This window comes from Peptoniphilus senegalensis JC140 (genome assembly GCF_000321025.1).
GTDB lineage: Bacteria > Bacillota > Clostridia > Tissierellales > Peptoniphilaceae > Peptoniphilus_A > Peptoniphilus_A senegalensis.
Genome location: NZ_HE610719.1, coordinates 92,873 through 118,602, shown reverse-complemented (window position 1 = coordinate 118,602; position 25,730 = coordinate 92,873). Strand labels below are relative to the sequence as shown.

The 25,730-nt window shown below is 31.9% G+C and carries 29 protein-coding genes, 1 tRNA gene and 1 other RNA gene; 4 read left to right on the top strand and 27 right to left on the bottom strand.

The features are described from left to right. Window positions 1-64: 64 nt before the first annotated feature. The 15 genes from PTSHG_RS08855 to PTSHG_RS08785 form a co-directional block, all read right to left on the bottom strand. Window positions 65-586 (bottom strand): HutD family protein, encoded by a 522-nt coding sequence (locus tag PTSHG_RS08855; protein ID WP_019108545.1) that lies wholly within the window; start codon window positions 584-586, stop codon window positions 65-67. Continuing rightward, the gene (gene fni / locus PTSHG_RS08850) at window positions 587-1,603 is read right to left on the bottom strand and encodes a type 2 isopentenyl-diphosphate Delta-isomerase (RefSeq protein WP_019108544.1); all 1,017 of its coding nucleotides are present in this window, start codon (window positions 1,601-1,603) and stop codon (window positions 587-589) included. Window positions 1,604-1,648: 45 nt separating this feature from the next. Then, window positions 1,649-2,617 carry a gluconeogenesis factor YvcK family protein gene (locus PTSHG_RS08845; RefSeq protein WP_019108543.1) on the bottom strand — a complete coding sequence of 323 codons (969 nt, stop codon included), beginning with the start codon at window positions 2,615-2,617 and terminating at the stop codon, window positions 1,649-1,651. Then, entirely contained in the window at window positions 2,602-3,468 is an 867-nt protein-coding gene (rapZ, locus tag PTSHG_RS08840) for an RNase adapter RapZ (protein ID WP_019108542.1), read from the bottom strand. The genes PTSHG_RS08845 and rapZ overlap by 16 nt, the downstream gene beginning before the upstream one ends. A 17-nt stretch (window positions 3,469-3,485) precedes the next feature. Then, on the bottom strand, window positions 3,486-4,379 hold the full coding sequence (gene murB / locus PTSHG_RS08835; protein WP_019108541.1) for a UDP-N-acetylmuramate dehydrogenase: 894 nt from the start codon (window positions 4,377-4,379) through the stop codon (window positions 3,486-3,488). Window positions 4,380-4,513: 134 nt separating this feature from the next. Beyond that, window positions 4,514-5,374 (bottom strand): MerR family transcriptional regulator, encoded by an 861-nt coding sequence (locus PTSHG_RS08830; RefSeq protein WP_019108540.1) that lies wholly within the window; start codon window positions 5,372-5,374, stop codon window positions 4,514-4,516. Window positions 5,375-5,474: 100 nt separating this feature from the next. Then, window positions 5,475-5,957: a ferritin gene (locus PTSHG_RS08825; protein WP_019108539.1), complete on the bottom strand. Its 483-nt coding sequence runs from the start codon at window positions 5,955-5,957 to the stop codon at window positions 5,475-5,477. Between the two features lie 98 nt (window positions 5,958-6,055). Further along, window positions 6,056-7,822 (bottom strand): alpha/beta hydrolase family protein, encoded by a 1,767-nt coding sequence (locus PTSHG_RS08820; RefSeq protein WP_238318770.1) that lies wholly within the window; start codon window positions 7,820-7,822, stop codon window positions 6,056-6,058. A 363-nt stretch (window positions 7,823-8,185) separates the two neighbouring features. Further along, window positions 8,186-9,079: a PSP1 domain-containing protein gene (locus PTSHG_RS08815; protein WP_019108537.1), complete on the bottom strand. Its 894-nt coding sequence runs from the start codon at window positions 9,077-9,079 to the stop codon at window positions 8,186-8,188. Next, a complete protein-coding gene (locus PTSHG_RS08810) occupies window positions 9,076-10,014 on the bottom strand; it encodes a DNA polymerase III subunit (protein ID WP_019108536.1) in 939 nt (312 codons plus the stop codon). The genes PTSHG_RS08815 and PTSHG_RS08810 overlap by 4 nt, the downstream gene beginning before the upstream one ends. Continuing rightward, entirely contained in the window at window positions 10,014-10,304 is a 291-nt protein-coding gene (locus PTSHG_RS08805) for a cyclic-di-AMP receptor (protein WP_019108535.1), read from the bottom strand. Before PTSHG_RS08805 ends, PTSHG_RS08810 begins: the two co-directional genes overlap by 1 nt. An 8-nt stretch (window positions 10,305-10,312) precedes the next feature. Beyond that, entirely contained in the window at window positions 10,313-10,639 is a 327-nt protein-coding gene (locus PTSHG_RS08800) for a cyclic-di-AMP receptor (protein WP_019108534.1), read from the bottom strand. Next, window positions 10,636-11,244 (bottom strand): dTMP kinase, encoded by a 609-nt coding sequence (gene tmk / locus PTSHG_RS08795; protein ID WP_019108533.1) that lies wholly within the window; start codon window positions 11,242-11,244, stop codon window positions 10,636-10,638. Before tmk ends, PTSHG_RS08800 begins: the two co-directional genes overlap by 4 nt. Next, window positions 11,241-12,593, bottom strand: a complete 1,353-nt coding sequence (locus tag PTSHG_RS08790; protein WP_019108532.1) for an aminotransferase class I/II-fold pyridoxal phosphate-dependent enzyme — start codon at window positions 12,591-12,593, stop codon at window positions 11,241-11,243. Before PTSHG_RS08790 ends, tmk begins: the two co-directional genes overlap by 4 nt. Before the next feature lie 52 nt (window positions 12,594-12,645). Continuing rightward, window positions 12,646-13,632 (bottom strand): biotin--[acetyl-CoA-carboxylase] ligase, encoded by a 987-nt coding sequence (locus PTSHG_RS08785; protein WP_019108531.1) that lies wholly within the window; start codon window positions 13,630-13,632, stop codon window positions 12,646-12,648. Between the two features lie 59 nt (window positions 13,633-13,691). Here PTSHG_RS08785 and PTSHG_RS08780 point away from each other — a divergent pair. Then, a tRNA-Ser gene (locus PTSHG_RS08780) sits at window positions 13,692-13,781 on the top strand. Window positions 13,782-13,784: 3 nt separating this feature from the next. Next, window positions 13,785-14,049, top strand: an RNA gene (ffs, locus tag PTSHG_RS09715) — signal recognition particle sRNA large type. A 17-nt stretch (window positions 14,050-14,066) separates the two neighbouring features. Here the strand turns inward: ffs and PTSHG_RS08775 are convergent. From PTSHG_RS08775 to PTSHG_RS08765, 3 genes are all read right to left on the bottom strand, one after another. Next, window positions 14,067-14,813 carry a hypothetical protein gene (locus PTSHG_RS08775; protein ID WP_392392323.1) on the bottom strand — a complete coding sequence of 249 codons (747 nt, stop codon included), beginning with the start codon at window positions 14,811-14,813 and terminating at the stop codon, window positions 14,067-14,069. Beyond that, window positions 14,791-15,636 (bottom strand): 4-(cytidine 5'-diphospho)-2-C-methyl-D-erythritol kinase, encoded by an 846-nt coding sequence (gene ispE, locus PTSHG_RS08770; RefSeq protein WP_019108529.1) that lies wholly within the window; start codon window positions 15,634-15,636, stop codon window positions 14,791-14,793. Before ispE ends, PTSHG_RS08775 begins: the two co-directional genes overlap by 23 nt. A 131-nt stretch (window positions 15,637-15,767) precedes the next feature. Beyond that, on the bottom strand, window positions 15,768-16,034 hold the full coding sequence (locus PTSHG_RS08765; RefSeq protein ID WP_019108528.1) for a Veg family protein: 267 nt from the start codon (window positions 16,032-16,034) through the stop codon (window positions 15,768-15,770). Window positions 16,035-16,345: 311 nt separating this feature from the next. Between PTSHG_RS08765 and mnmA the strand changes: the two genes are divergently transcribed. Both mnmA and PTSHG_RS08755 read left to right on the top strand, forming a co-directional pair. Then, window positions 16,346-17,407: a tRNA 2-thiouridine(34) synthase MnmA gene (gene mnmA, locus PTSHG_RS08760; protein ID WP_019108527.1), complete on the top strand. Its 1,062-nt coding sequence runs from the start codon at window positions 16,346-16,348 to the stop codon at window positions 17,405-17,407. A 14-nt stretch (window positions 17,408-17,421) separates the two neighbouring features. Next, the gene (locus PTSHG_RS08755; protein WP_019108526.1) at window positions 17,422-18,060 is read left to right on the top strand and encodes a 50S ribosomal protein L25; all 639 of its coding nucleotides are present in this window, start codon (window positions 17,422-17,424) and stop codon (window positions 18,058-18,060) included. A 94-nt stretch (window positions 18,061-18,154) separates the two neighbouring features. On the opposite strand, the gene PTSHG_RS08750 is transcribed toward PTSHG_RS08755, so the two are convergent. The 9 genes from PTSHG_RS08750 to PTSHG_RS08710 form a co-directional block, all read right to left on the bottom strand. Then, window positions 18,155-18,835: an HAD family hydrolase gene (locus PTSHG_RS08750; RefSeq protein WP_019108525.1), complete on the bottom strand. Its 681-nt coding sequence runs from the start codon at window positions 18,833-18,835 to the stop codon at window positions 18,155-18,157. Window positions 18,836-18,958: 123 nt separating this feature from the next. Next, window positions 18,959-19,723: a hypothetical protein gene (locus PTSHG_RS08745; protein ID WP_019108524.1), complete on the bottom strand. Its 765-nt coding sequence runs from the start codon at window positions 19,721-19,723 to the stop codon at window positions 18,959-18,961. Further along, window positions 19,723-20,409 carry an ABC transporter ATP-binding protein gene (locus PTSHG_RS08740; RefSeq protein ID WP_019108523.1) on the bottom strand — a complete coding sequence of 229 codons (687 nt, stop codon included), beginning with the start codon at window positions 20,407-20,409 and terminating at the stop codon, window positions 19,723-19,725. Before PTSHG_RS08740 ends, PTSHG_RS08745 begins: the two co-directional genes overlap by 1 nt. Next, window positions 20,406-20,765, bottom strand: coding sequence for a GntR family transcriptional regulator (locus PTSHG_RS08735; protein WP_019108522.1), 360 nt, complete (start codon window positions 20,763-20,765; stop codon window positions 20,406-20,408). The genes PTSHG_RS08740 and PTSHG_RS08735 overlap by 4 nt, the downstream gene beginning before the upstream one ends. Window positions 20,766-20,998: 233 nt before the next feature. After that, a complete protein-coding gene (locus tag PTSHG_RS08730) occupies window positions 20,999-21,643 on the bottom strand; it encodes a V-type ATP synthase subunit D (protein WP_019108521.1) in 645 nt (214 codons plus the stop codon). Continuing rightward, window positions 21,633-23,024: a V-type ATP synthase subunit B gene (locus tag PTSHG_RS08725; RefSeq protein WP_019108520.1), complete on the bottom strand. Its 1,392-nt coding sequence runs from the start codon at window positions 23,022-23,024 to the stop codon at window positions 21,633-21,635. Before PTSHG_RS08725 ends, PTSHG_RS08730 begins: the two co-directional genes overlap by 11 nt. Further along, window positions 23,021-24,793, bottom strand: a complete 1,773-nt coding sequence (locus PTSHG_RS08720) for a V-type ATP synthase subunit A (RefSeq protein WP_019108519.1) — start codon at window positions 24,791-24,793, stop codon at window positions 23,021-23,023. Before PTSHG_RS08720 ends, PTSHG_RS08725 begins: the two co-directional genes overlap by 4 nt. Beyond that, window positions 24,774-25,415 (bottom strand): type III PLP-dependent enzyme domain-containing protein, encoded by a 642-nt coding sequence (locus PTSHG_RS08715; protein WP_019108518.1) that lies wholly within the window; start codon window positions 25,413-25,415, stop codon window positions 24,774-24,776. The genes PTSHG_RS08720 and PTSHG_RS08715 overlap by 20 nt, the downstream gene beginning before the upstream one ends. Beyond that, complete coding sequence (locus tag PTSHG_RS08710; protein WP_019108517.1) at window positions 25,416-25,730, bottom strand: V-type ATP synthase subunit F; 315 nt, start codon at window positions 25,728-25,730, stop codon at window positions 25,416-25,418.

The window sequence follows — 25,730 nt, the reverse complement described above, 5'->3', positions numbered from 1 at the left end:
ATAAAAAAATAAAATAAAAAACTCCCTACTTTTTTAAAGTAAGGAGCTTTTCCTCTAATTTTTATTAAAATTCGCAAATTATTATTTTGCCAAGGCCTTTTATTTCTATCTTTTCTTTTTCAAGGTATATTGCTGAAAATTTTTCAAATTCTTTTCCATCAACTTTTAAATCTGCATCATAATTAAAAATTACTGCACGAGATTTTGCGAAAAATTCAAAATTATTGATGTTAAGGGAGTACATTTTTGCGTCATTACCCTTTTTATAAATTAAATTAAAATCCCTAACATCGCCAGAGGATTTTGTTTCGTCATCTCCATTAAAGAAAAGCACTTCAAAGGGAGCTAAGACAATTTTTTCTCCTGCTGTTTCTATATTCATGACATTATTTATTGGGGCAATGTATCTATTAAATCCCTTGTAAGGTGTGTAATTTGAAACTTTTTCATTGCAAGTTGCTGTTGAAATTCTAAAATCAAAATTCTTTTCTCCAACACTTGCATTCTCTGGATAAATAAAAACTTCTGTTGTAACTCCTGCTGACCATTTTGAATCTTTAAATTCATCTTTTTTTATAAATTTCATTTAATCCTCCAATAATTCCTTCAATTTTCCCGTAATCTTGTAATCAACTTTTTGTAGTTCTTCAATATTTTTTGCACCAGATAAAATCATTAGCATCTTAGTTTTTTCAATTAGTCCATCAACATATTTAAGAGTGTATTCATATCCACCACGCACAATGTAAGATAAGATTTCACCACAAATTGCTGTCATTGATGCACCTACTGCTAGACTTTTTACTATGTCTAGTGAATTTTTAATGCCACCAGCAGAAATTATATTTAAGTCCTTTAGATTTAATCTCTTTGCTTCAATTAAAGACATGGCTGTAGGTATTCCCCAAGTAAATAAATCTGAAATATCAGAATTTGGATCTCTCAAATTTTCAATTTCAAGAAAGTTTGTACCACCGTAGCCAGAAATATCCACATATCTAACTCCAAGGTCATAAAGTTTTTTTACAGTTTTTGGAGACATTCCAAATCCAACTTCTTTTACTATAACTGGCACTTCAGATTTTTTTACAATTTCTTCTACATTTTTTAATATGCCAGAAAAATTTCTTTCCCCTTCCACTTGCACAAGTTCTTGTGCAGGATTTAAGTGAATTTGAATTGCATCGGCAGACAAAAGATCAACGGCTTTTTTTGCATCTTCAACGCTGCAAAAACCACTTAAATTGGATATAACAATCCCATCATCTATAATTTCTCTTACTATCTCAAAAGATTTTCTGGAATCTTCATCTTCAAGGGCAATAGTCTGTGAACCAACAGCCATTGGCAAATTAAATTCCCTTGCAACCCTTGCAAGATCTCTATTTATTTCCTCTGAAAGATTGCTGCCACCAGTCATGGCATTAATCATAAGGGGAAAATTTATTTTTTTATTTAAAAAATTTACGCTTGTATCAATTTCGTCGTAATTTATCTCTGGAATAGAGTCATTATACAAAAAGATATCAGAAAAAAGTGCATCGCCAACATAAGTAGAGCGAAGAAAATTTTCTATATGCTCTGTCTTTCTATATTTCCTCATTGTATCCTCCTTTAACAAGTAAATAATATCATTTTATAAAAACATTTACAAGAAAGTCCTTTCAAAAATGCAGGAACCAATTTTCTTGCCGTCATGTCTAATAAATCCATCTTTTACATCAATAAATTTTCCCTCAGTTAAGAGGACATTTTTTTCTTCAAAATATTTTCTGTCATCGTCACTGGCAAAAATAGGCATAGATTCTTCTTTCTTGTAATAATAATTATAAACATCTTCAGTGGCTCTATAATTATTGGCAATTACTTCGTCAATAAATTCATAGCTAGAATGTTTTAAAATTGCCTCAAAATGATCTCTCAAGCTATAATTTTTTGTCTCGCCCCTTTGAGTCATTGCATTGGCAATATAAATAATGTGTGCCTTTGTGTCCCTTAGGGCTTCATTTATTCCAGCTACCAAAAAATTTGGAATAATAGATGTATAAAGAGAACCTGGACCAATAATAACAATATCGGCATCTAAAATTGCTCTTAGGGCATCATCATTGGCGCGTGGATAATGAGGAATCATGCTCATTTTTTCAATTCTCGTATTTAACCTATAACACATTTTTGGAATGTAAGACTCGCCAACAACCTTATCCTTTGAAAGAAATTCTGCCACAAGATGAGTTTCATCTAAAGTTACGGGAATAATTTTGCCAGTAACATTAAAAACGCTACTCATTTCAATTAAAGCCCTGTCAAAGGACCCAAAAATATCTGCAAGGGCAGCAATTAAAATATTTCCCACATTTTGATTTTTTAAAGTGCCTGAATTAAATCTGTAATTCAAAAGTTCCTTTAAGGTTTCATCTGTATTAGATAGGGCAATTAAACATCTTCTCACATCGCCTGGTGGCAGGATATTTAATTCTTCACGCAAAATTCCACTTCCACCACCATCATCAGACATGGAGACTACAGCAGAAATATTTTTTGAATAAAATTTTAGTCCACGCAAAATAGTGGAGATTCCCGTACCTCCACCAAGGACTGCTATCTTTTTTTCCATAAATTTTTCTCCATATCTCTGTGAGTTACATAAGTGGACTTATATTCCTCTTTTAGGATTCTGCCAATTTCTTCAGCAATGGCAACAGATCTGTGAAAACCACCAGTACAACCAATTCCTATAGTTAAAACTCTCTTTTGCTCTGCCATATAATTTGGAATCAAAAATTCAAGTAAATCAATGGTTTTTTTAATAAATTCCTTAGTAACATCCCACTTCATTACATAATTTTTGACTTCTTCAGTCTTGCCATTTAAGTCCTTTAGCTCCTTAATATAATAAGGATTTGGCAAAAATCTAACATCAAAAACAAGGTCTGCATCCTTTAAAATTCCACTTTTATAACCAAAACTAGAAACCTCAATAGCAAAATTGTCCTTCTCCTTATAAGAAACAAAGGCCATAAGTTGGGTCCTTAAATTTTTTGTAGAAAGACCAGTAGTGTCAATGACAAAATCAGCATTTTTCTTGACCTTTGAAAGAGTTTCTTCCTCAAATTTGTAGCCCTTAACTATGGAAGCATTCATAGGATGAGGACGTCTAAGCTCCTTATATCTTGCAATAATAGTTTCCATATCTGCATACAAAAACAATAGCCTAGTCTTGACATTCATTCCCTTTAAATCTTCATAACTAGAGAAAAAAGAATTAAAAAACTCGCCACTTCTTAGATCTACAACAACTGCAACCTTGTCAAAATTTTTGCTCTTAGCATCAAGAGCCATTTCACAAAACTTTGGCAGAAGTGCAGGCGCAAGATTATCCATGGCATAATATCCCAAATCCTCAAAAACATCTAAGGCATAAGACTTGCCCGATCCACTCATACCAGTAATAATAATAAGTTCCATAAAATCACCAAATAAAACTAATCTCCAATAATTTTAACTTCTCTCTCCAAATTCACACCAAACTTATCATGAACAACCTTTTGTACGATTTCAATAGTTTCAAGAACATCTTTTGCAGTGGCATTATTTTTATTAACAACAAAACCACAGTGCTTTTCACTAATGCCGGCACCATTGTGAGTAAAACCCCTTAGACCTGAATCATCAATTAACTTGCCAGCAAAATATCCAGTAGGTCTTTTAAAAGTTGAACCAGCAGAAGGAAGATCAAGTGGTTGCTTTTCAGCTCTTCTTCTGTCAAACTCCCCGTACTTTTCTCTAATATCATCTTTATTACCTCGACTTAAAGAAAAAGTTGCTCCTAAGACTACTAAACCTCTCTCTTGCACAAGTGAATGTCTGTAAGAAAAATTCATATCTTGGCAAGGCACTTCTATCACATGGAAATTTTCGTCTAAAAGTCTAACGCTCTTGATTACATCCTTCATCTCGCCATCATAGGCACCAGCATTCATTACAACACCACCGCCAAGAGATCCTGGTATGCCATGAGCAAATTCAAGACCAGTAAGAGAATTTTCCATAGCAAACTCGCTGACTTTTTTTAGGCTAACTCCTGCACCAGCATAAATTTCTGTGTCAGATACTTTTTTTACATCATTTAATTTATTTTTTAGTTTAATAATAATTCCATCAAAGCCCTTGTCCTTCACAATAATATTTGTGCAATTGCCAAGAATGTAATAGTTGTAATTATTTTTCTTGATTTCTTTTAAAATTTCAATAAGAGACTCCTCGTCCTTAGGTTTTATGAGAAGCTTGGCAGGTCCGCCCACACAAAAGGAAGTATGATTTATCATGGGCTCATCATAAAAAAAATCTCCCAAATTTTCATTTATATTAAATTTCATATAACACCTCGTAATATTCTTACCATAATTATATCATTAAAGAGAATAAATATTAACTTCTCTATTATTTAAAAAAATATAATAAAAAACTCCATTCTCTTTGTAAAAGAATAGAGTTTAATGTAGTTTTATATTTAGTTTTCCTTAAAATCCACTTGTCTTAAAAACTTTTCATTGCTTTCTAAAAGTTTTTTGTAATAGTCATCATAGGCTGGACTCATTTTTCTAATTAGTGGTAAGGCGACTTCATAATAATTATTTTTTATCATATAATTTTTTATCTTGTCTCTAATTGTTTTTAGTGGGCTATTTTTATACTCATCGCTTTCCAAAAATTTTTCATAGGCTCTTACATTCTCTTCATTTTTCTTTATCCAGTCTTCTATGTTGTAAGCCGCTTTGATTTTTTCATTATTTATTTTTTCCAAATCTTCATTCTTAAAATCATTAGTTAAATTTTCTATATAATTCTTTTCCTCTTCTGTAAAATCAATTTCAGGAAGCTTGTCCAAAAAACTTACATATTCATTAAAGGCTTCTTCTTCATTTTCTTTTAATTTTTCTTTTAAAAATGGTTTATAAGTCATAAAAAAAGCTTGACCAAAATATCCTGGGAAAATTCTTGTAAGTTTCTCGTAAATGCTCTCTTCCTTTTCCAAAATATTTAATTCATCAGTGATTTCTTTTAAATCATCGCCCTTAATTATTCTTTCCAACAAATTCTTTTTACTTTTTTCTAGTTCAATTTTATAGTCCCTGTCCCTTAAAATTTTTCCAATTTCCTTATTATTTGAATCTAAAATATTTTTTATTTCAGAAATATTTAGTCCAAGTCTTCTATAAAGGGAAATTTTTATAAGTCTATTAAGGTCTTCTTTAGAATAATTCCTGTAATTATTATCCTCTATGGCTGGCCTTATCAACTTCTTCTCTTCATAATATAAAATTGCCTTGCGCCTAAGTCCAGTAATTTTTTCCACTTCATTTCTCTTCATAATCCACCTCCACTTATAGTCTAAGCCTGCCCCTTGGGTTCAAGTCAATATAAATTAAAAAAAGATACCCCGAAGGGTATCTCAATTTCATAGTTTTTATTTATCTTCTACCAAGTTCAGCGTCGTAGATATAAAGGCCTGACCAGCTTTCATTGATTCTTTCAAGTCTTTCGATAATTCCTCTGAAGTTATCTTCTTCTTCAACTTGTTCGTCAACATACCATTGTAGAAGTGAAGTTACTCTGTGGTCTTTTTCTTCTACTGAAAGTTCATAAAGATTATTAATTCTTCTTGTAACTTCTTGTTCATGTTCATAAGCTGTCTTGAAAGTTTCTGTGAATGTTCCAAATTCAACTTGTGGTTTTTCAATTGATTCAAGTTCTGGTCTTACATCTATTTCAAATAAGAATTGTCTCAATTTTTCTGCGTGTGCAAATTCTTCTTCTGCTTGTTTGTTAAAGAAGTGAGCAAATCCGTCCATTCCTTTATCTTTTACGTAGTTAGCCATTGAATAATAAATATATCCTGATGCTACTTCAAAATTGTATTGTTCATTAAGTCCTTTTATTAATTTACTTTCCATTATAAAATACCTCCTGTGTTTCATTTATATATCGTATCTTAGTTTTAAGCTACATCGCTCATATTCTTAAATTACCCTGAATTTTTTATTTAAAACAATTAATTTGAAAATCCTATATTGTCTATTGAAATATTTATATTATCCTTAAACTTAAATTCAATTTTATTTATCTCATCTAAATTTATTTCCTTATTATTGTTTTTAAAATCTTCAATAGGAATTATTACTGTCTGTGGCGTGTGTCTATTGACAAAGTCGTCTGTGATATAATCAGTCTTGTAAATAAAAGATTTTGTCATTGGCATTAGATTTTTGTACTTAGATAAATTTAGAGAAGAGACATTGCCCCATATGTCTTGGATTTCTAGATCAACTGCATAGGATTTCTCATCGTAACTTAAATTTTCAATATCGAATTGCAAAAATTTTCCTATCTTAATTTTCTCCATGAATCTTATGCCATAGCTTGAATCTTTTCTTCCATCAATAAAAACTCCCGTGGACTCTGAATCACTCTCGCCATATTCATGACTATCTTCATAGATTTCATCTAAATTATTAAAATTTATTATTCCACCAGGAATTGATGCAGTTGTCAAATCGTAATCTTCTTCAAAATCTGCAAGCTTAGAAAAACTTGAGTCCATGTATCTATTGTAGTAATTTGTCTTTGGTAAATCACTATACTTGTCTGGCCCCTCTATAAAAATTTCACGATTAAAAGTTTTCTCAAAGACATTTTCTAAAAAATCATAAGCATAAATAGAAAGAATTTCTCTTTGTTCATCTCCATTTAAAAGTTCTTTTCGATTTAAGAAAAATCCTTCAGCTGGGTCTAAATCATAATTACCCCAAAGGGAATTGAAATTTCCATGATTTCCATAGGCAAAATAAAGAGCTGACTTAAAATTATCTTTTTCTCCAGAAAAAATCACATTGTCATAGAGTAACATCCCTTCAAATCCATCAACATCGGCATCATTACTACCAGCAATTGTTAGATAATCTACATCTTTTAATATTATGCTCTTGTCTGCTGGTTCATATTGATCATAAGTTGGAGAAACTGTTATAATTCCTTTTATATTAAATTTATACTTGTGAGAAATATTTCCATTGTCAGGATGAAGATTTAACTGGTTAAAATTATAAGCAATAGCTGCTGCTTCTCCACCGCGAGAGTGACCAAGAAGAGCTATATTTTCAGCATCAAATTTGTTATAAAGTAGGCTCTCTTTATTTTTATTTCTAGACAAAATATTTTTTATATTTTCAAGAAGTAAAACTGCTCTGGCGTCATTTTCATTTGATAAACCAAATTTAAAAAATCCATTTAGCATATTTTCATCAACGGATACTACTGCAATCCCTCTCTTTGCCAAATAATGTCCAAGATAATCATATCCTAAATAATTTTTTGTGGTAAATCTATGGTTGCCATGAAGGACAAATAAAACTGGAGTCCTGTCCAAACCCTTTGGTGCATATATCCTTCCCCTAACCTCTGTTTCTTTCAAAGTTTTACCAAAAAATTTGTCTCTTATTTTTTTTGTCCTGCCACTGTATCTTACAAAGTCACTCAAATCAACTGACTTTCCCTCATAGTCAATTATTTCAACCTTATATTTTTCTCTCTTAGATGCAATTTTATCTTTCTCACTGCTTATTTCATATATTTCTCTGCTGTCAAATCCAGAAAATAAGATAAAATAAAGTGAAATCGCTATGACAAGTGTGCTGGGAAGTAAAAATATAAGTGCCTTTTTCTTTTTATTTTTTGCAAAGGAAATTAAGGATTTTGCAAAGGCAAGAATGACAATAAAAGCTAGTCCTATAAAAATTATTTCAAAATAATCTATATCCACATAATAAAGACACTCCTCGTAAAAATATTTTATTGCATATATTAACAAGGCATAAATGGCAAGATTTTTTGTCCTAATTCTCTTTATAAGCAGAAACATCAATTTAAGAAGAAATCCTGCAATAATATAAAAAACAAAAAATATAAGGGAAAAAGCTAAAAAGGCTAAGAACTTTGGTACATTAAAATCTTCTATGTAATAATAAAAAAATGTAGCTGAAAATAAAGACATTATCGCCACAATTATATAAGTAAATCCACTTGCCCTTCCAAAATAGTTTTTGAAAAAATTATTTATTTTGTTTGATACTTTTATTAAAAAATTATTTATTTTCATAATAAGGGGATAAGCCCATGCTTATCCCTAATCCCTTTCTAATTCCACAAGTTCGCTCTCGTCATACTCCTCAACATTTAGCGACTTGGATTCGTTTATAAAAGTTTTGTTAAATTCTCTAGTTCTCTTTATTTCATCAAGTTCAAGATATACAGTTTCTTTTTCGTCATCAAATTCATACATTACCTTGACAAGTTCTTGTATTGTATAAGTAGCGACAACTGTACCCTTACCTCTACTTGTATTTACAATTTCTCCAGCTCTAGGCATTTTTTTGTTAATACATTCATAGCCATCTTGTTCATATTTTAGACAACACATAAGCCTTCCACAGATACCAGAAATTTTTGTTGGATTTAAGCTTAAATTTTGGTCCTTTGCCATCTTAATTGACACAGGAGAAAATTCACTTAAAAATGTTGAGCAACAAGTTGGTCTTCCACAACATCCCAATCCTCCAACGAATTTTGCTTGGTCACGAACGCCAATTTGTCTAAGCTCAATTCTTGTTTTAAAAATTGATGCAAGATCCCTTACTAATTCCCTAAAGTCAACTCTTCCATCAGCTGTGAAATAAAATAATAATTTTGAGCGGTCAAAGGTATATTCACAAGAAATTAATTTCATATCAAGACTATGTTCTTCTACCTTTTGCTCACAAATTATTATCGCTTCCTTAGCCTTATTTCTATTTTCCACATTGATATTTTTATCTTCTTGGCTTGCTATACGTATAACAGGTTTTAATTCTCCCTTAATACTTTCTTCATCTATATCTTTTAAAAGTTTAACTGCACCAAACTCTAGTCCTCGCACAGTTTCAACTATTACATAATCTCCAATTTTTAAATCTATATCAACAGGATCGAAATAATAGATTTTGCCAGTTCTTTTGAATCTAACTCCAGCTATTTCTATCATCTAACTCCTCCTAATTCCATTAAAAGTGTCTCAACATTTAAGTCAAAATTTATATTTTTATCCCATCTAACAAGGGCATTTATAATTGCATCATAGGACTTTATAGCTCTTTCAATAGAGACATCCTCTAGTTTTAATAAATCTATTTTATCAATATTTACAATTTCTTTTTCTCTTCCACTTTTTAGATAAATTAAATCCAAATACCAAGCCAGCATAAAATTTAAAATTTCTGAAAAGTCCTCGCGATTGTCCTTAAAAAATATGAGTTCATCAAAAATAAATTCAGTATTTCTAATTACTTTATCAAAAACCTTTATGACATCTTCTCTCTTTGACAAAAGTTCTGGGTCTTCAGAATATTTAAGGGCAAGGCTGACATTTCCATTGGAAAGGCGAGAAAAAAGTCTGGCATTTTTTTCTGTAATACCTTTTTTTATTAAAAATTTTTCTATTCTATCCCTAGTTACATCAGAAAATTTTAAAACCCTGCACCTAGAAATTATTGTTGGAAGAATTTTTTTCATTGTGCTTGAAATTAAAATTAAAAGCAAATAATCTGTTGGTTCTTCCAAAGTTTTCAAAAGTGCATTTTGTCCTTCTAGGGTTACTTTGTCAAAATCATCTATAATAACCACCTTGTGGCTACTATTATAAGGTTTAGAAAAAGAATTTTCGATAATTTCTTCGATTTCTTCTTTTTTTATATTTCCATTACTTTTTACAATAGAAAGGTCTGCATTCTCGTAGTCATCTATACCACTAAAAAATCTAAGAGCTTCACTGTCTTCTTTTAATATTGCTCTTGCAAAATTTTTTGCATGAGAAAACTTTCCGATTCCCTTTGCACCGCAAAAAAGATAGGCATGGCTGTAAGATTTGTTCTTCAAATCTTCTTCCAAATTATTTATAATTTCTCTATTTTCTAAAAACATTAAATTCTCTTAGACTCTTCTAAGTCTACAACAAAAATTGTGGCTCCAGAAACCTTGAAGTCTCCTTCAGCCATGTGAATATTTTCAGGTTCAGTGAGTTCCTTAAAAATTGCATAAATTTTATCAAGTTCACTTTCTTCGCAACCCAATAAAAGTGTTGTGTTTCCCGATTTGAAAAAACCGCCAGTTGAAGAAAGTCTTGTAACATATATATCTTCGTCTAAAAATCTATCAATTATTGCATCTGTGTACTTTTCTTGCACTATTGCTATCATCATTTTCGTATTCATAATATCACCTAAAACTTTTTAAAATCAAATACATCTATGACAAAAATTGTCGCTCCGCCAACTTTTACACTTATTGGTACAGGAATCATAGCTTGACCTGGAATATTTATTGGCTGAATAGTTCTCTTAACTTCTCTAGTTTTTGAGTTTTCTTCCAAAATTTCCATGAATCTGTCCTTTTCCTCATCTTCAATCCCTGAAAGAAGTGTAACATTTCCAGCTTTCAAAAATCCGCCAGTGGAACTTATTTTTGTAACTTTAAAATTGTTTTTATTGAGGATTTTAACTAAATTTTCGCTGTCCTCATCTTGAACTATTGCTATTATAAGTTTCACACAATCTTCCTTTCTTTTAGAACTTTCATGCAGTTGCTAAAAACTTCCTCAATACTTTTACTTACATCTATAAAATAGTAATTGTCTTCTTTCTCTAAGTTATTGTAGTAATCGCGAACTCTTTTGTGAAATTCATCTGGCTCTCTCTCGAGTCTATCATAAGATGACTCATCCTTTCTGTGAAGAGTCACTCCACTGCTTTTAAAAATAAATACCACATCGGGCTTAATTCTACCCGTTGCAAAATCATTTATTGCAATTATATCTTCAAGCTTTTGTCCCCTTGCATAGCCTTGGTAGGCAAGAGATGAAAGCACATATCTCTCACAGAGAACTGTTACTCCATTTTCTAATGCAGGGATAATTTTTTCGTAAGTGTGTTGAGCTCTTGATGCAGAATATAAAAGTGCTTCGGTCCTCATGTCCATTTCACTTAAATCTTTGTCTAAGATAAGAGCTCTAATTTTCTCAGAAATTCTAGTTCCGCCAGGCTCTCTAGTCTTTATAGTTTTAATATTATTTTTTAAAAGTTCTTCATAAACTAAATTGCAAATTGTCGATTTTCCAGAGCCATCAGGTCCTTCAAATGTAATAAATGCACTCATCTAACTACCTCTATTTTATCTTCGTGAAGTCCAATTACTTCTATTCCTTCACTTAAAAAACTGTCAATACTTTCTATCATTTTATCATCTATCATTTCGCCATAACTCACAAGAGGCACTCCAGGTGGATATGCTGCTATAATTTCTTTGGCAATCCTGCCAGAAGCTTCTCTATAAGAAATATACTCTCCTTGAGATAAAAAGGCTTCTCTTGGACTTAGCTCTCTTTTTGGTATATCAAAACTAATTGGTAAAATTTCCTTAAAATTACCGTCCCCATAACTTAGTATGACTTCTTTTAATTTATCAATTTCAAAACTGGAATTTATTGGCGAAATTATGGCAAGAGCATAGTACAAATCTCCCATCTCTAGCCTTATATTTTTATTTTTCAAAAAATCACAAACAATTTCTTCGCCGCTCATATTCCCAATTCTAAATAAAAATTTCATTGGGTCATTAGCTACTATAGATTCGTGACTTAAGTCTATCTTATAATTTATAGCTCTCTTTAAATTTTCAATGTCTTTAATTCTCTTTTGAAGCTCGTATCTCCCAACTTCATCCATATATTTTAAGCCAGCTTCAATAGAAAGCATGAACAAATAAGATGGCGAAGTTGTGTTATAAATATTTACATATTTTAAAAGTTCTTCATGAGAAAATCTGTCTGTCCCTCTGTGAATTAATGCAGTCTGTGTAAGTGATGGGATCATCTTGTGAGTTGAATTTATGACTAAATCTGCTCCTGCATCTAGGGCAGAATATTTTTTTAAGTCTGAAAAATATAAATGTGCACCATGAGCCTCATCCACTATCACTGCAATGTCCCTTTCATGTAAAACTTTTACAAGCTCTTTTAACTTTAAAATTCCACCAAAATAATTGGGACTCACAAGGACGCAGGCTGAAATATTATTATCTTCTATTTCTTCTATTAATTCTTCCTCATCAATTCCAAAATACATGGCACGATTTTCATCGTAAACTGTGTTTAAATAAATTGGTTCTAAATCATTTAAAAGTAGCGCATTATAAATAGACTTGTGAGCATTTCTCTGAATTAAAATTTTATCCTTAGGCTTTGTCGCCATAGATATTGCTATGTGTAGTGCGCCAGTAGAGCCGTTTGTAGTTATAAAAGACTCCTTTGAGCCAAATATTTTTTTTATCTCCCTGTGAAGTTTACTAATTGCACCTTTTGGGTTTAACAAATTATCTGTATCTAAAATTTCTGTCAAATCACTTTTAATGTCCAAGTCAAAAAAGTTTTTCCCCTTGTGACCTGGCATACCAAAAGATATTATATTTTTTACTTTGTCGACTTCATTTTTCAAAGGGCTCTTCATCTTTTCTCCTCAACTTCCTTTAATTATACTATAATTTATAAGCATTTAAAAGTTAGCCCTTTTTATAAAAATCGCCCTTAATAGAAACCTCTCCACTTGATAGAGTGATTTTTTCCTTTCCTGTATCTACTATTAAATTTCCCTTGTCATTAATGTCAATCCCCTTAGCAGAATATTTTTTGCCATTTAACTCAAAGGAAAGGTCCCTTCCAATTACTAGGGAATGTTTTTTGTAGTAGTCGATAATTTCCTTATCACTTTTCACAAAATTATTTTCATAAAAAGCATTTAATACACTTGATAAGATTTCATTTCTTATTACATCAGTGCCAATATAACCCGCAATATTCTTTAAATCTTTAAAGCTATCATCTCTTGGCTCATTTACATTAATTCCAATGCCAACTATAACTGATTTGACACTCCTAGATTCAAAATCTGCATCAAGTTCAGATAAAATTCCGCAAATTTTTTTGCCATTTAAAAACAAATCATTTACCCATTTTATTTCTGCTTGCTTAGCTGTAGCCTCTTTAATCCCCTCTGCAACAGCTACAGCTGCCTTAACTGTAGTTAAATCAAAGTAGGAAAAATCGTAAGAATCCTTTGGATGTAGGATTATGCTAAAATAAACTCCGCTACCCTTTGGAGATGTAAAACTCTTTCCAGTTCTACCTCGTCCACCCTTTTGCATATCAGAAACAATTACAGTAAAATCCTTTACCTCACTAGAGTAAAGTCTCCTCTTTGCTTCAGTATTTGTGGAATCAATTTCGTCATAGACAATTATATCAATATCCTTTAATTCATCTCGTAGTCCTTTTCTAATGCCTTCATCAGATAGTTTATCATCACTCTCTATAAGTTTGTAACCCACCTTTGTTTGTGACTCAATTTGAAAGCCACTTTTCTTTAAAGAATTAATGGCCTTCCAAATTGCAGTTCTTGAAATATTTAATCTTTCTGCCAACTCTTGACCAGAAATATAATTTGCTCTATTTCTTTCTAATTCTCTTAATACAATATCCTTTGTTTTCAATATATCACCTTATTCTTGACATTTTTATAAATCTACTGTAAAATAATTTTCTAGGCTATGGAGAGATGTCCGAGAGGCTGAAGGAGCCCGCCTGGAAAGCGAGTATACATGAAAATGTATCGGGGGTTCGAATCCCCCTCTCTCCGCCATCGCCATGCTAAGCGGGAAATTAGCGATGTCCTGTACCTGCGATTCGCTACAGCAGGGCTGAATTCCCATTCGAGGACTTTAATTTTGCAGTCTGCCCCTTATAAGTGGTGTTGATGATTGGGTCCTGCGCAACAGAAACTTATGAACCGTGTCAGATCTTGATCGAAGCAGCACTAAGTAAGATCTTTTGTGTGCCGCAAGGGTCGCCTAATTTGAGCTAACTGTAAGGGTAACGTGTGAGGTTGACTTTCGACATTGGGTGCATGGCTACATATCAGTCCCATTTATTTGGGGCTTTTTTTATTGTCTTTTTTCATTTGAGAAACATTTAAAATTTCTCCATCTTTTAAAACTTTCTTCTCCCTCAAGTACTTCTCTGCTCTTGAGTAAAAGCCTTTCTTGGAGAGAGTCACATAAAAATAATCTCTTATGTAATTTTCTTTTTTATAATCATAATCTTCTAAAATCGCATCTGTATTTGAAAAAATCTCAATATTATTGCCCTTATCATCAAAATATTTTTTGAAAAAATCTTTTTTTAGATGAAGTCCACTTGAAGCCAAGAAAATCAAATCATACTTGCTAAAATCTCCGCATGAAAAATATTCGTCACAAATTATTTTAAGAATTTCATCAGCAATTCCATCGTTACACCCATTTATAAGTAAGGGCACACTTATGTAGTTAACTTCTGAATTTGTGAAATTCCCTAAAGTTTTTTCAGATGATGTGAGTTTTGTCGAAATGCATAAAATTTTTTTATTCCTTAAATGTTTTTTAAGAGACTTTTCTCCAAACTCAGCCTTTTCAAAATTCTTAAAATAATTTATGGCATCAAAGTCCATTACATAAATTTTTTTATCCTTCTTAAAAAATTTTTTTAGGAATTCTATTCGTTCGTTTACAGCATCCCTTTTGTAAAGTCCATAATATTCAAATTTGTCATCAATATAATAATTTAAGTAGTCTCTGTGAAATTCATAAAGCCCAACTATGCCTGGTCCCGTGTCAAAAACTGCCAAAGTCTTCACCCACTCTCACTTTATATGTATATTTATAATTTTCCTTAAAATAAAGATAAGCCTCTTCTAAGGATTTTTTATCTGCAAAAATCCCAAAAATTGTCGCACCACTTCCACTCATGAGAGCTGCTGAATTAAAATTAATTAATTTCTTTTTTATTTCAAATAAATCTGTATGCATCTCAAAAACCACATCTTCCATTTTATTTTCTAGAACTTTATTTAACTTATCTATATCCAGTCTATAAATTCCATCTAAAATTTTTTCAAAATCAATTCTAGCATCATCTACTTTTATCTTTTGATAAACCTCTTTAGTTGAAACTCCGTATCCAGGGTTTATTAGTAGAACATTATCTAGCTTAATTGGTCTAAGGCTTTCTAATACATCCCCAATCCCACTGGCAATCTTGGTACCACCAGTCATCATATAGGTAAAATCTGCTCCAAGACTTTTAGATAAATTAATTAATTCAGTCTTTGGAATATTTAAGTCATAAAGCTCATTTAGGGCATAAAAGCTCGCCGCTCCATTAGAAGTTCCACCAGCGAGTCCTCCTGCAATTGGAATTTTCTTTTTTATCTCAACTTTAAAAGGAAGATCATAACCAACTTTATTTTTTAAAATTTCATAAGTTTTGTAAATTAAATTACTTTTTATATCAAAGGAAAATTCTGGTATTATTTCAAGCCTCTCACTTTTAGAAAAATTCATCTCGTCACATAAATCTGTCATTACCATTAAAGTTTTTATATCGTGATACCCATTTTCTCGCACTCCAGTGACATCGAGAGATAAATTTAACTTTGCATGAGCTTTTTTTGTAATCATAATACACCTCAAGTTAATTATAATTCATAATTTATTTTTTTGCATCAATCTATCTTTAGCTAGTGACTTTTATTTTAACTAAGCAAAAATAAATTTTGACAAAAAAATAAGCTGCCTAAGCAGCTAATATTTTATGAAATCATCTTTGCATCTTTATAACTTACATCCTCATCTAAAACCGTTACCTTGACAGTGGAAGTAAGCACATCAGAATAAGTATAAGATGCAGTAACAAGTTCTTCTCCATTAAAAACTTCAAGTACAAAAAGACTTGGATAAATTGCCCTCAAAATTCCCTTTCTAGTGACAATTTTTTTTCTGCCTTTGTTGGCTCTTACTATTACTTTTTTTCCTATATGGTTTTCAAGTTCCTTCTTTATTAATTGCATTTGATTCATTTGATACCCATTCCTTCCAAAGACTTTTAATACTCGTTAATTATACTATAAAAATATGCACCTGTCAAATAAATCTATAATTTTACTCCATAAATTTTTCTTTGTCAATAAATTTTCAACTTAATTTTTAAAATATTTTTTGCAAAATTTAATTTTCGCTACAATAATTTTTACATATATCTTTTATTATAAAATTATTTTATTTTTACTTTAAAAAGCTCTAAGAACTTGTATTTTGTTAAATAAGGCTGGATTTTTCAAGTCAAATATTGTATAATTATGAATTGTTATTGAGTGGATTGGAGGTATTGATGCAAAAAAACAATAAAGTCATTCTCGGAATGAGCGGCGGCGTGGATTCGTCCGTGTCTGCAATTCTCCTAAAGGAAGCTGGCTATGATGTTACAGCAGTATTTATGAGAAACTGGGCTGAAGATGACGGAATGTGCACTGCAAGAGAAGATTACATTGATGTAGTCTCTGTCTGTTCACAGCTTGACATAAAATATTTTACTGTCAATTTTGAAAAAGAATATAGGGATAGAGTTTTTTCTTACTTTCTCAGTGAATACAAAAAAGGCAGAACTCCCAATCCAGATGTAATGTGCAATACTGAAATTAAATTCAAGGCTTTCCTTGACTACGCAATGGATTTTGATGCTGATTATATTGCAATGGGGCATTATGCTAGAACAAAAAAAGTTGATGGTAAAACCTATCTTTTAAAGGGAGCCGATCTCAACAAGGATCAGTCTTATTTTTTGTCAAGGGTTAAATCAGAGGCACTTGCAAAAACTTTATTCCCTGTTGGCGATTTAAACAAGGATGAAGTAAGACGCATTGCTAAAGAATATAATCTCTCTACTGCTTCAAAAAAGGATTCTACTGGAATCTGTTTTATTGGCGAAAGGGATTTTAATGAATTTTTAGACCAATTTCTTTTTACTAAGCCTGGAAAAATTGTGGACGAAAAGGGCAAGGTAATTGGAGAACATTCTGGTCTTATGCACTACACCATAGGGCAAAGGCGAGGCATTGGCATTGGTGGCGTTGGAAGTGGTGAGCCCTTTTTCGTTGCTGATAAGGATTTAAAAAATAATCTTTTAATTGTCGCTCAAGGTATAAATAATCCTGTTCTGTACAAAGATGAATTTGAAGTTGAAGATATTTTTTGGATTACAGAAAATCCTTCTCTTCCCATAGATTTATCTGTTAAAATAAGGTATAGGGCAAAGGATGAAGAAGCGACTCTAGAAAATAATAATGGTAAATATGTTGTTAAACTGAAAAAACCACTTAAAGGTGTTACACCTGGTCAAGTTTGTGTTTTTTATCAAGACGATGTTTGTCTTGGTTCAGGTATTATAAAATAATTTTGGAGGTATGTATGAAATTAGTTTTAAACAAAAGAGAAGCTAAGGGTAAAAACAAAGTTGATAAGCTTAGAGTTAATGGTGAAGTTCCTGGAGTTCTTTACTCAAAGGGAAATGATGCAAAAATGTTATCTGGTCTTGAAAAAGATTTATTAAAGGCTTTTTCTGACGAAGGATATTCTAACATTTTTGAAATTGAAGTTGACGGCGAAACTACTTCTGTTCTTTTCAAAGAAGTTCAAATGCACCACATTAAAAATGCAATGGTTCACTTTGACCTATACGAAGTTGATATGAACACTGAGCTTACTGTTGAAGTACCAGTAGTTCTTGAAGGTAGAGATGAAGTTAAAGTTCAACCTTCTTCATTAATCCAAGTATTAAATGAAGTAACTGTAACTTGTCTTCCAAAATATCTTCCATCAGAAGCTCTTGTTAATGTTGTTGATATGCAAATCGGCGATGTTATAACTGTTGCTGATCTTGACATTTATGGAAACGAAAATATTAAAATCGACATGGATTCTGAAGAAACTGTTGCAACTCTTGTTGAACCAACAGAAGAAAAAGAACCTGAAGAAGGCGAAGAAATTTCTGCTGAAGTTCCTACTGTTTCTGAAACTGAAGCAAAAGAAGAAGCTGAAGAAGAATAATTTATATTTTAAAAGGGCTCGTGGAGCCCTTATTTTTTTGTGGATTTTTAGTTTTATAAGACACTTAAATCACTATATTCTAAACATTTTTTAATCAGAGAAATTTTAAAACTCCTCTTGGGTCTTTAGAAATATTTTCTGTATACTTCAAAAGCATTTCCCTTGAGCCTGTGCCACACAATACGCCAAGCTTTACTGTGTCCTTGCCAAAAATCATATCAACCTTAGAGTCCCCTACTATTATGATTTCTTCATCCCTTAATAAATATTTTTCTTTAAAAATTTCAAGACTTTCTGTGTTTGGTTTCTTTTCATACAAGTCTGCAGCTGCATAAAAATCTATAAAGCTGTCTAAGTTCAAGTATTCCATAGAGTATTTTGCCTGCCTATAATTATCTGAAGTAAAAAGCCCTATAATTATTCCTCTTCTTTTTAAATTTTCAAATAAGGTTTTTAAATCACAAGTTGGTCTTATAAATTTTTTATTTTCCTTTAAAAAATCAAGAAAGAATTCATCTAATTCTTCATAAATTTCATCTGAACCCTCTTCCATAAATTCAGCAAAAATAAGCGCCAAGTCCTCTACTGTCTCTGATGACAAGATGGAATTTTCTTCCACCTCATTATTTTCCTTTACGCCAATTTTTTTAAATAATTTTCTTTTTGCATCTTCACATAAATTTTTTTTACTTAAAAATTTTACAATTGAGTCCACCCAAATTTCTGAAAACTCAAGAAGTGTTCCATCTTTATCAAATAAAATTGCCTTAATCATTTTTTCTCCTCTTATTTAATAAATAAATTATATCATTAAATTTTCCACTGAAGCACATCTTTATACTTTGCAATTAAATAAAAAAGTTCATGAGATGTCCCATGAACTATTTATCTAATTAAATTAATTTACAGAAATTCTATTTTTGTGCATATAATAAACTGCAAAGAATAAGACTATTGTTTCTAGAATCATTGGGATTAGTATTCCTATTCCCATCCCCCTCATAAATACATCTCCATTGTTTAGGAAGAGTTCCATATTTGTAAATAGGTCAAATTTATCTAAGATATAGATGACTGCTCCTTCCACAAGTCCTAGTCCTATATAAACAAGGACTGGTCCACCTAGTCCAAATCTTCTTAGTTTTTTTCCGCCGCCAAGTGTCACTGCAAAGATTATTCTAATTATGTGGTTAAATAAAAATATTAGAATCCAAGCAAGAAGTACTAATATGTTTCTTACTCCAACTTCATTAATTACCTCACTTAAATCTGCCCAATTTATATTTATTACTCCACCATCAACAGATGGAACCGCCATAAATAAGAACTCAATTAACGCTACATAAAGTGAATAGATTATAAACATTATAAGATAATATAAGAATCTTGAAAAAGTTTTTGCTGAAGGACTAATTGGTGTTGATTCATAAAATAGGGCACTGTCGCCAAAGAACATATTGTAATCGCCAACTATTACTGATATAGCTGCTGCCATGTAGCCAAACATTAGTGCCATCACTCCCAAAACAATTGCACTATCACCAACTGAATTATTAACATTTGAGAATAATAATCCAAAAATAATTAGGGCCACTGGCAAAACTGGAATAAACCAATTATTTTTAAAATGATTTCTTATTTGATGTCCAAGTAATTTTCCCATTAAAATACCTCCGTAAAGTAGTCTTCTATGCTCATATTTTCTTCACTTCTTATCTCATCAACGGTTTTATTTATCATAATCTTTCCATCTGATAGGAATAAAACTCTGTCTAAAAGTGGTTCAATTTGATTTATAAGATGAGTTGAAACTATGATTAGGTTATCTTCTTCAAAATTATTTAAAATAGTTTGGATTATTGCCTTTCTCGCAGAAGGATCCACACCAGAAATTGGTTCGTCAAGTAAAAATATTTCAGCCTTTCTTGAAAGACTAAGTGCAATTTGCATTTTTTCTCTCATACCCTTACTCATTTCCTTTACCTTTGCCTTTTGTGGTAAGTTAAATTCATTAAATATTTTATAAAATTTGTCCTCATCGAAGTCTTTAAAAAATAGTTTGTAAGTCTTAACAACTTCTTTAACAGAAAGTTTTTCACTCATAGCAAACTTATCAGGTTGATAAGATAAAATTTCCCCTGTTTTGTAAGTAATATTTTCTCCATCTATTAGGACATTTCCCTTGTAAGTCATTTCTAAACCTGCAAGAATTCTTAAAAGAGTCGATTTACCTGCTCCATTTGGTCCAACAAGCCCAACAATCTGTCCCTTTTCAAGTTCTAAGTTTAAATCATCAAGAACTTTATTTTTGTAGCCCATAGATAAATTTTTTATTTCTAATTTGCTCATATTTCCCTCCAATATTCATCTAAAAGTTTAAGCGACTTTTCCTTTGTCAGCTTCAGCTCATCTGCGACACTAATTAAATCGTCGCATGACCTATAGAAAGCTCCCTTTGCCAACTCATTAATTTTTTCCTCGTCATCAGTTATAAATCTTCCGCTAGTCCTATTTGATTTAGCGAGATCTTCTCTCTCTAGCTCTTGAAGAGCTCTTTGCACTGTGTTTGGATTTACACCATAAATTTTTGCCAAATTTCTAACAGTGTCCATCTTGTCCCCACTCTTCCACTGTCCACTTGAAATTTTTAATTTGAAATCTTCAAGAAGTTGTAGATAAATAGGTCTATTATTATCAAATTCCATATTTACCTCCTTCATATAATTTTTATTAGCTAATATTTCATTTGCTTTTACTTGCTCTTTTTATTTTAAAGTAAAATAAAATGTTTTGTATCTTTGTACCAATTACTTAATACAATAATTATTATATACAACTTTCAAAAAAATGCAAGAGAAAAATAAAAATTTTTTGAAAAATTTTACATCAAAAAAATCCTAAAACTTCAATTAGCTCTAGGATCTTTTTATAGTCTATTCTATTTATTTTCTTTAACTTCTTCATTTTTTTTATTCTTTTTATTCTTTACCTTTTTAAGTCTGAAGAAATCTTCTCTTTCTTTTTCTGCAAGAATCTCTTCTATCTCACTAATTATATGATTGTACTTAGGTATTTGAATTTTATCAAGAGCATTTGCTCTCTTGGCAGTCTTTTTTATTTCATTTGCAAGTCTAAAGACAGATGTCTCTATCTCTGCAAGTTCATAAATAACTGGAAGAATTTCAGAAATATTAATTTTTGCCCTGTCAAAGGCTGCATTAGATTTGTGAAGAGAATAGTCTGCCTTGATCTTTTTCTTCTCATACTTAACCTTCGGAAGTTCAAGTCCCATTACTGAGCGAGAAATGACCTCAAAATCATTTTCTTCTGGTGCAGCTTCCCCTAATTCTTTAAGAGAAAGTGCTCCCATAGAAATTGTCGCCATAACAAGTTCATCATAAGAATCTTTAAATTTCTCTTCTATTTGAAATTGTAAGGTCTTGGCATTTTTATTTAAGTCCATCATCTCTTTTATGAGGACAGTTCTCTTTTTGTCGAGAAGGTCATAACCCTTCTCTGCTAAGACAAGAGCATTCTTTGATGCTATTAAATTTGCCTTAGTTGGTGTGACCTTAATTGCCATTATTATCACCTAAATATTTTTCTTTTAACTTAGGGTCAATTCTATCAATCATTTCAGGAGGAAGAATCTTTAGAAGTTCCCAACCTAAATTTAGGGTCTCTTCTATATCTCTATTTTCATTTTGGTCTTGTGTCAAAAATCTCTTTTCAAACTCATTTCCAAATTTTAAAACTAATTTTTCATCATCAGAAATGTCATCTTCGCCAATAATTTGTGCAAGGGCTCTAGTTTCTTGTACCTTTGAATATGATGCAAAAAGTTGAGAAGATAAATCTGGATGATCTTCTCTTGTGTATCCTTCCCCAATGCCGTCCTTCATAAGTCTTGAAAGAGACGGAAGAACATCAATCGGTGGATAAACTCCCTTGGCGAACAAATCACGACTTACTACAATTTGACCTTCTGTGATATAGCCAGTTAAGTCTGGGATTGGATGAGTAATATCATCATTAGGCATTGTAAGAATTGGAATAAGTGTTACTGAACCATCGCTATCCTTAATCATACCAGCCCTTTCATAAAGAGCTGCTAGGTCTGAATAAAGGTGTCCTGGATAGCCCTTTCTTGATGGCACTTCTTCTCTTGATGAAGAAACTTCTCTTAGGGCTTCAGCATAGGAAGTGATGTCTGTCATTATTACAAGAACTTGCATGTTTTTTTCAAAGGCTAAATATTCTGCAGCTGTTAAGGCACACTTTGGTGCAATTAATCTTTCCATAATTGGATCATCTGCATAATTTATATACATTACTACCTTGTCAATTACGCCAGAATTTTTAAAGCTTTCTCTAAAAAAGTCTGCTTCATCATGCTTTACGCCAATGGCAGCAAAAACTATGGCAAAGTTATTTTCTCCGCCTTCGTCGGCAATTTTTGCCTGTCTTACAATTTGTGCAGCAACTTCATTGTGTGGAAGTCCTGATCCTGAAAAAATTGGAAGTTTTTGTCCCCTAATTAGGGTCATTAGCCCATCAATTGAAGATATACCTGTTTGGATAAAGTTTCTTGGGTATTCTCTTGCTGATGGGTTTATTGGTCTGCCGTTGATGTTATATACATCCTTGGAATAGATTGCACCACCCTTGTCTATTGGCTCAGCTGTTCCATTAAATACCCTTCCCAAAATTTCTCCTGATAGTGGTATTTCAAAGGGATGAGCAGAAAATTCTACCTTAGTATTTTTTGTGGACACACCTAAGTTGTTGCCAAAGACCTGAACAATTGCCTTGTCATCATCAATTTTTATTACTTGACCAATTTCAGACCTCTTGCCGTCCTTTGATATAATCTTTACAACTTCGCCATAACTAACTCTGTGAAGATTAGAAAGTTCTAGTAAGGAGCCTTCAATTCTATCAAGTGTTAAATATTCTTTTTTCATTCTTCATCACCATAGCTTCCGCTAAGCTCTAAATAAAAGTCATTTATTTCATTGTTCAAGCTTACAAATTTCTTTAAATTTTCGTTTTCTATATCGTACTTCATGTTGATTACTTTTCCGTAAAGGGCATCGTTCTTTATTACTGAAATTGGAATTTTAAGTTTTAAAGCTTCCTTTCCCTTTTCATAAAGATTGTCAATTGTCTTTAACATTTCAAATTGCTTTTCTAGTGGCACAAAGGTGTCAATTGGGTTAAAGGCATTTTGTTGTAAGAAGCCAACTTTTACAACACGGCATATTTCTAGGACAAGTCTTTCTTCATCTGGCAAAACATCTTCGCCAACTAGCATTACAATTTCATTTAATTTTGCTTCTTTGTGAAGTAAATCTAAATATTTTATTCTCAAATCAGGAAGATCCCCATCAAGTCTCATGTCATAATAATTCTTGAGAAGTGGAATATAACCAGAATAAGAATTCATCCAGTTAATAGCTGGATAATGTCTTGAGTAGGCAAGTTCCTTGTCTAGTGCCAAAAATACATTTACAAATCTCTTTGTATTTTCAGTTACTGGCTCAGAGAAGTCTCCACCAGCAGGAGAAACTGCACCAATAAGTGTTACAGAACCTTCGCTACTTGAAAGTGTCTTTACATAACCAGCCCTTTCATAGAATCCTGCAATTCTTGATGGAAGATAAGCAGGGTATCCTTCTTCTGCAGGCATTTCTTCTAGACGACCAGAAATTTCACGAAGAGCTTCTGCCCAACGAGAAGTTGAGTCGCCCATTAAGGCTACATGATAGCCCATGTCCCTAAAATATTCTGCCATAGTTACACCAGTATAAATTGACGCTTCACGAGCAGCAACTGGCATATTAGATGTGTTGGCAATTAGGATAGTCCTATCCATAAGTGCCTTGCCCGTGTTAGGGTCAATTAGCTTTGGAAAATCTTCCAAAACTTCTGTCATTTCATTGCCACGTTCTCCACAGCCAATGTAGATAATAATATCAGCATCGCAATACTTTGCTATTTGATGTTGAGTCATAGTCTTTCCAGTACCAAACCCACCAGGAATTGCTGTAGTACCACCCTTGGCAATTGGGAAAAATACATCAAAAACTCTTTGTCCAGTGACAAGAAGTTTGTCAATAGGAAGTCTTTCCTTAACTGGTCTAGGAATTCTTACTGGCCAGTTTTGATACATTTTTATTTCGTTTATCTTTCCATATTCATCCTTGACCTTTAATAAAACTGTTTCAATATTATATTTTCCATCGTCAAGAATTTCTACTACTTCGCCACTTACTTCTGGAGGAATCATAACTTTGTGAGTAATAATATCAGTTTCAGGAACTTCTGCAAAAATTTGTCCGCCACGAACCTTGTCATGTAGAGAAACCTTAAAAGTTACATCCCAAAGTTTTTCTTCATCAAGGGAAATAAGTCCAAGGCCTTCAGGCATAAAGGAGCCATGCTCTTTTTTTATAGATTCAAGAGGTCTTTCAATACCATCAAAAATACCTCTAATCATTCCAGGCCCAAGTTTAACAGAAAGAGGAGCGCCAGTTGAGATTATATCTTCATCTCTTTTTAGACCTTCAGTTTCTTCGTAAACTTGCACTGTGCCAAGGTCACCGTCAATTGAAATAACTTCGCCAATTAATTTTTTTTCTCCAACAAGAACCATTTCTCTTATTTTATAATCAGCCATATTTTTTCCAATTACAACAGGTCCGTCAACTGATTTAATTGTTGCCTTTTCCAATGACCTCACCTCTTTCTTTTAATTTTTCATGTAGCATAGAGCCAATTTCATATCTCATATCTTCCAACTTGTTTTTTAGTGACAAGTTGATATTGTAAGTCCTTTTCATATCAGAAATTATAAAACCACCTATGTGGTATTCATAAAGCTCATCTATATTTAATTCAACGCCCTTTTCCTTGGCAATTTCTTTAAATTTTTCAATAAGCTTTTCATTTTCATCCTTCTTTACATAGAGATAAATACTCTTTTCATCTATTTCATCTAAAATGTCTTTAAAGTTTTCAGTTTCTAAATCCACATATTCATCAGTCTTGGTAAATGCTAAAAGTTTTTGTGAAAGAGTATCTAATAACTCATTTAATAGTTTTTCATCTTCTTCTAAGAAGAGAACTCTCTTTTTTTCTTCAACAGAAGCAATAAGCTCATATCCTCTTCTCTTAGCTAAAGTAACTCTTCTATCGACAAAAGCTTCTTCATCATTTTTAAGAGATTCAATTTTTTCAGCCAAAATCTTTTTAGCCTTTTCCTTTTCTTCTCTTATCCTCTTTTCACATTCTTCCTTTTGCTTTAAAAAAACAATTTTGTTGAATATGGCAATTTTGTTTTCAAGTAAAATCATTTAATCACCTACAGCTTTCACACCAACAGATTCTCTGACATATTTCAAAATAAAATCATCTTCCATTTTACCGTCGAGATCGGGAATAGTTACAACAAGTGGAAGCTTACCTGTAAGTTTAAATTCCAAAACTTCATCCTTAATTTCCTTAAAGGAAGAGTAAGTCAAAATAATTATTCCAATATCTTCAGTTTTTGTGTATGATTTGAAATTTTTTAAAAGTTCAGCTCTGTCATTACATTTAACAGACCTTACACCTGCAAGGCGAAGGCCGTTAATTATATCGTCATTTGATGTTAAAAGAATTGACTTCAT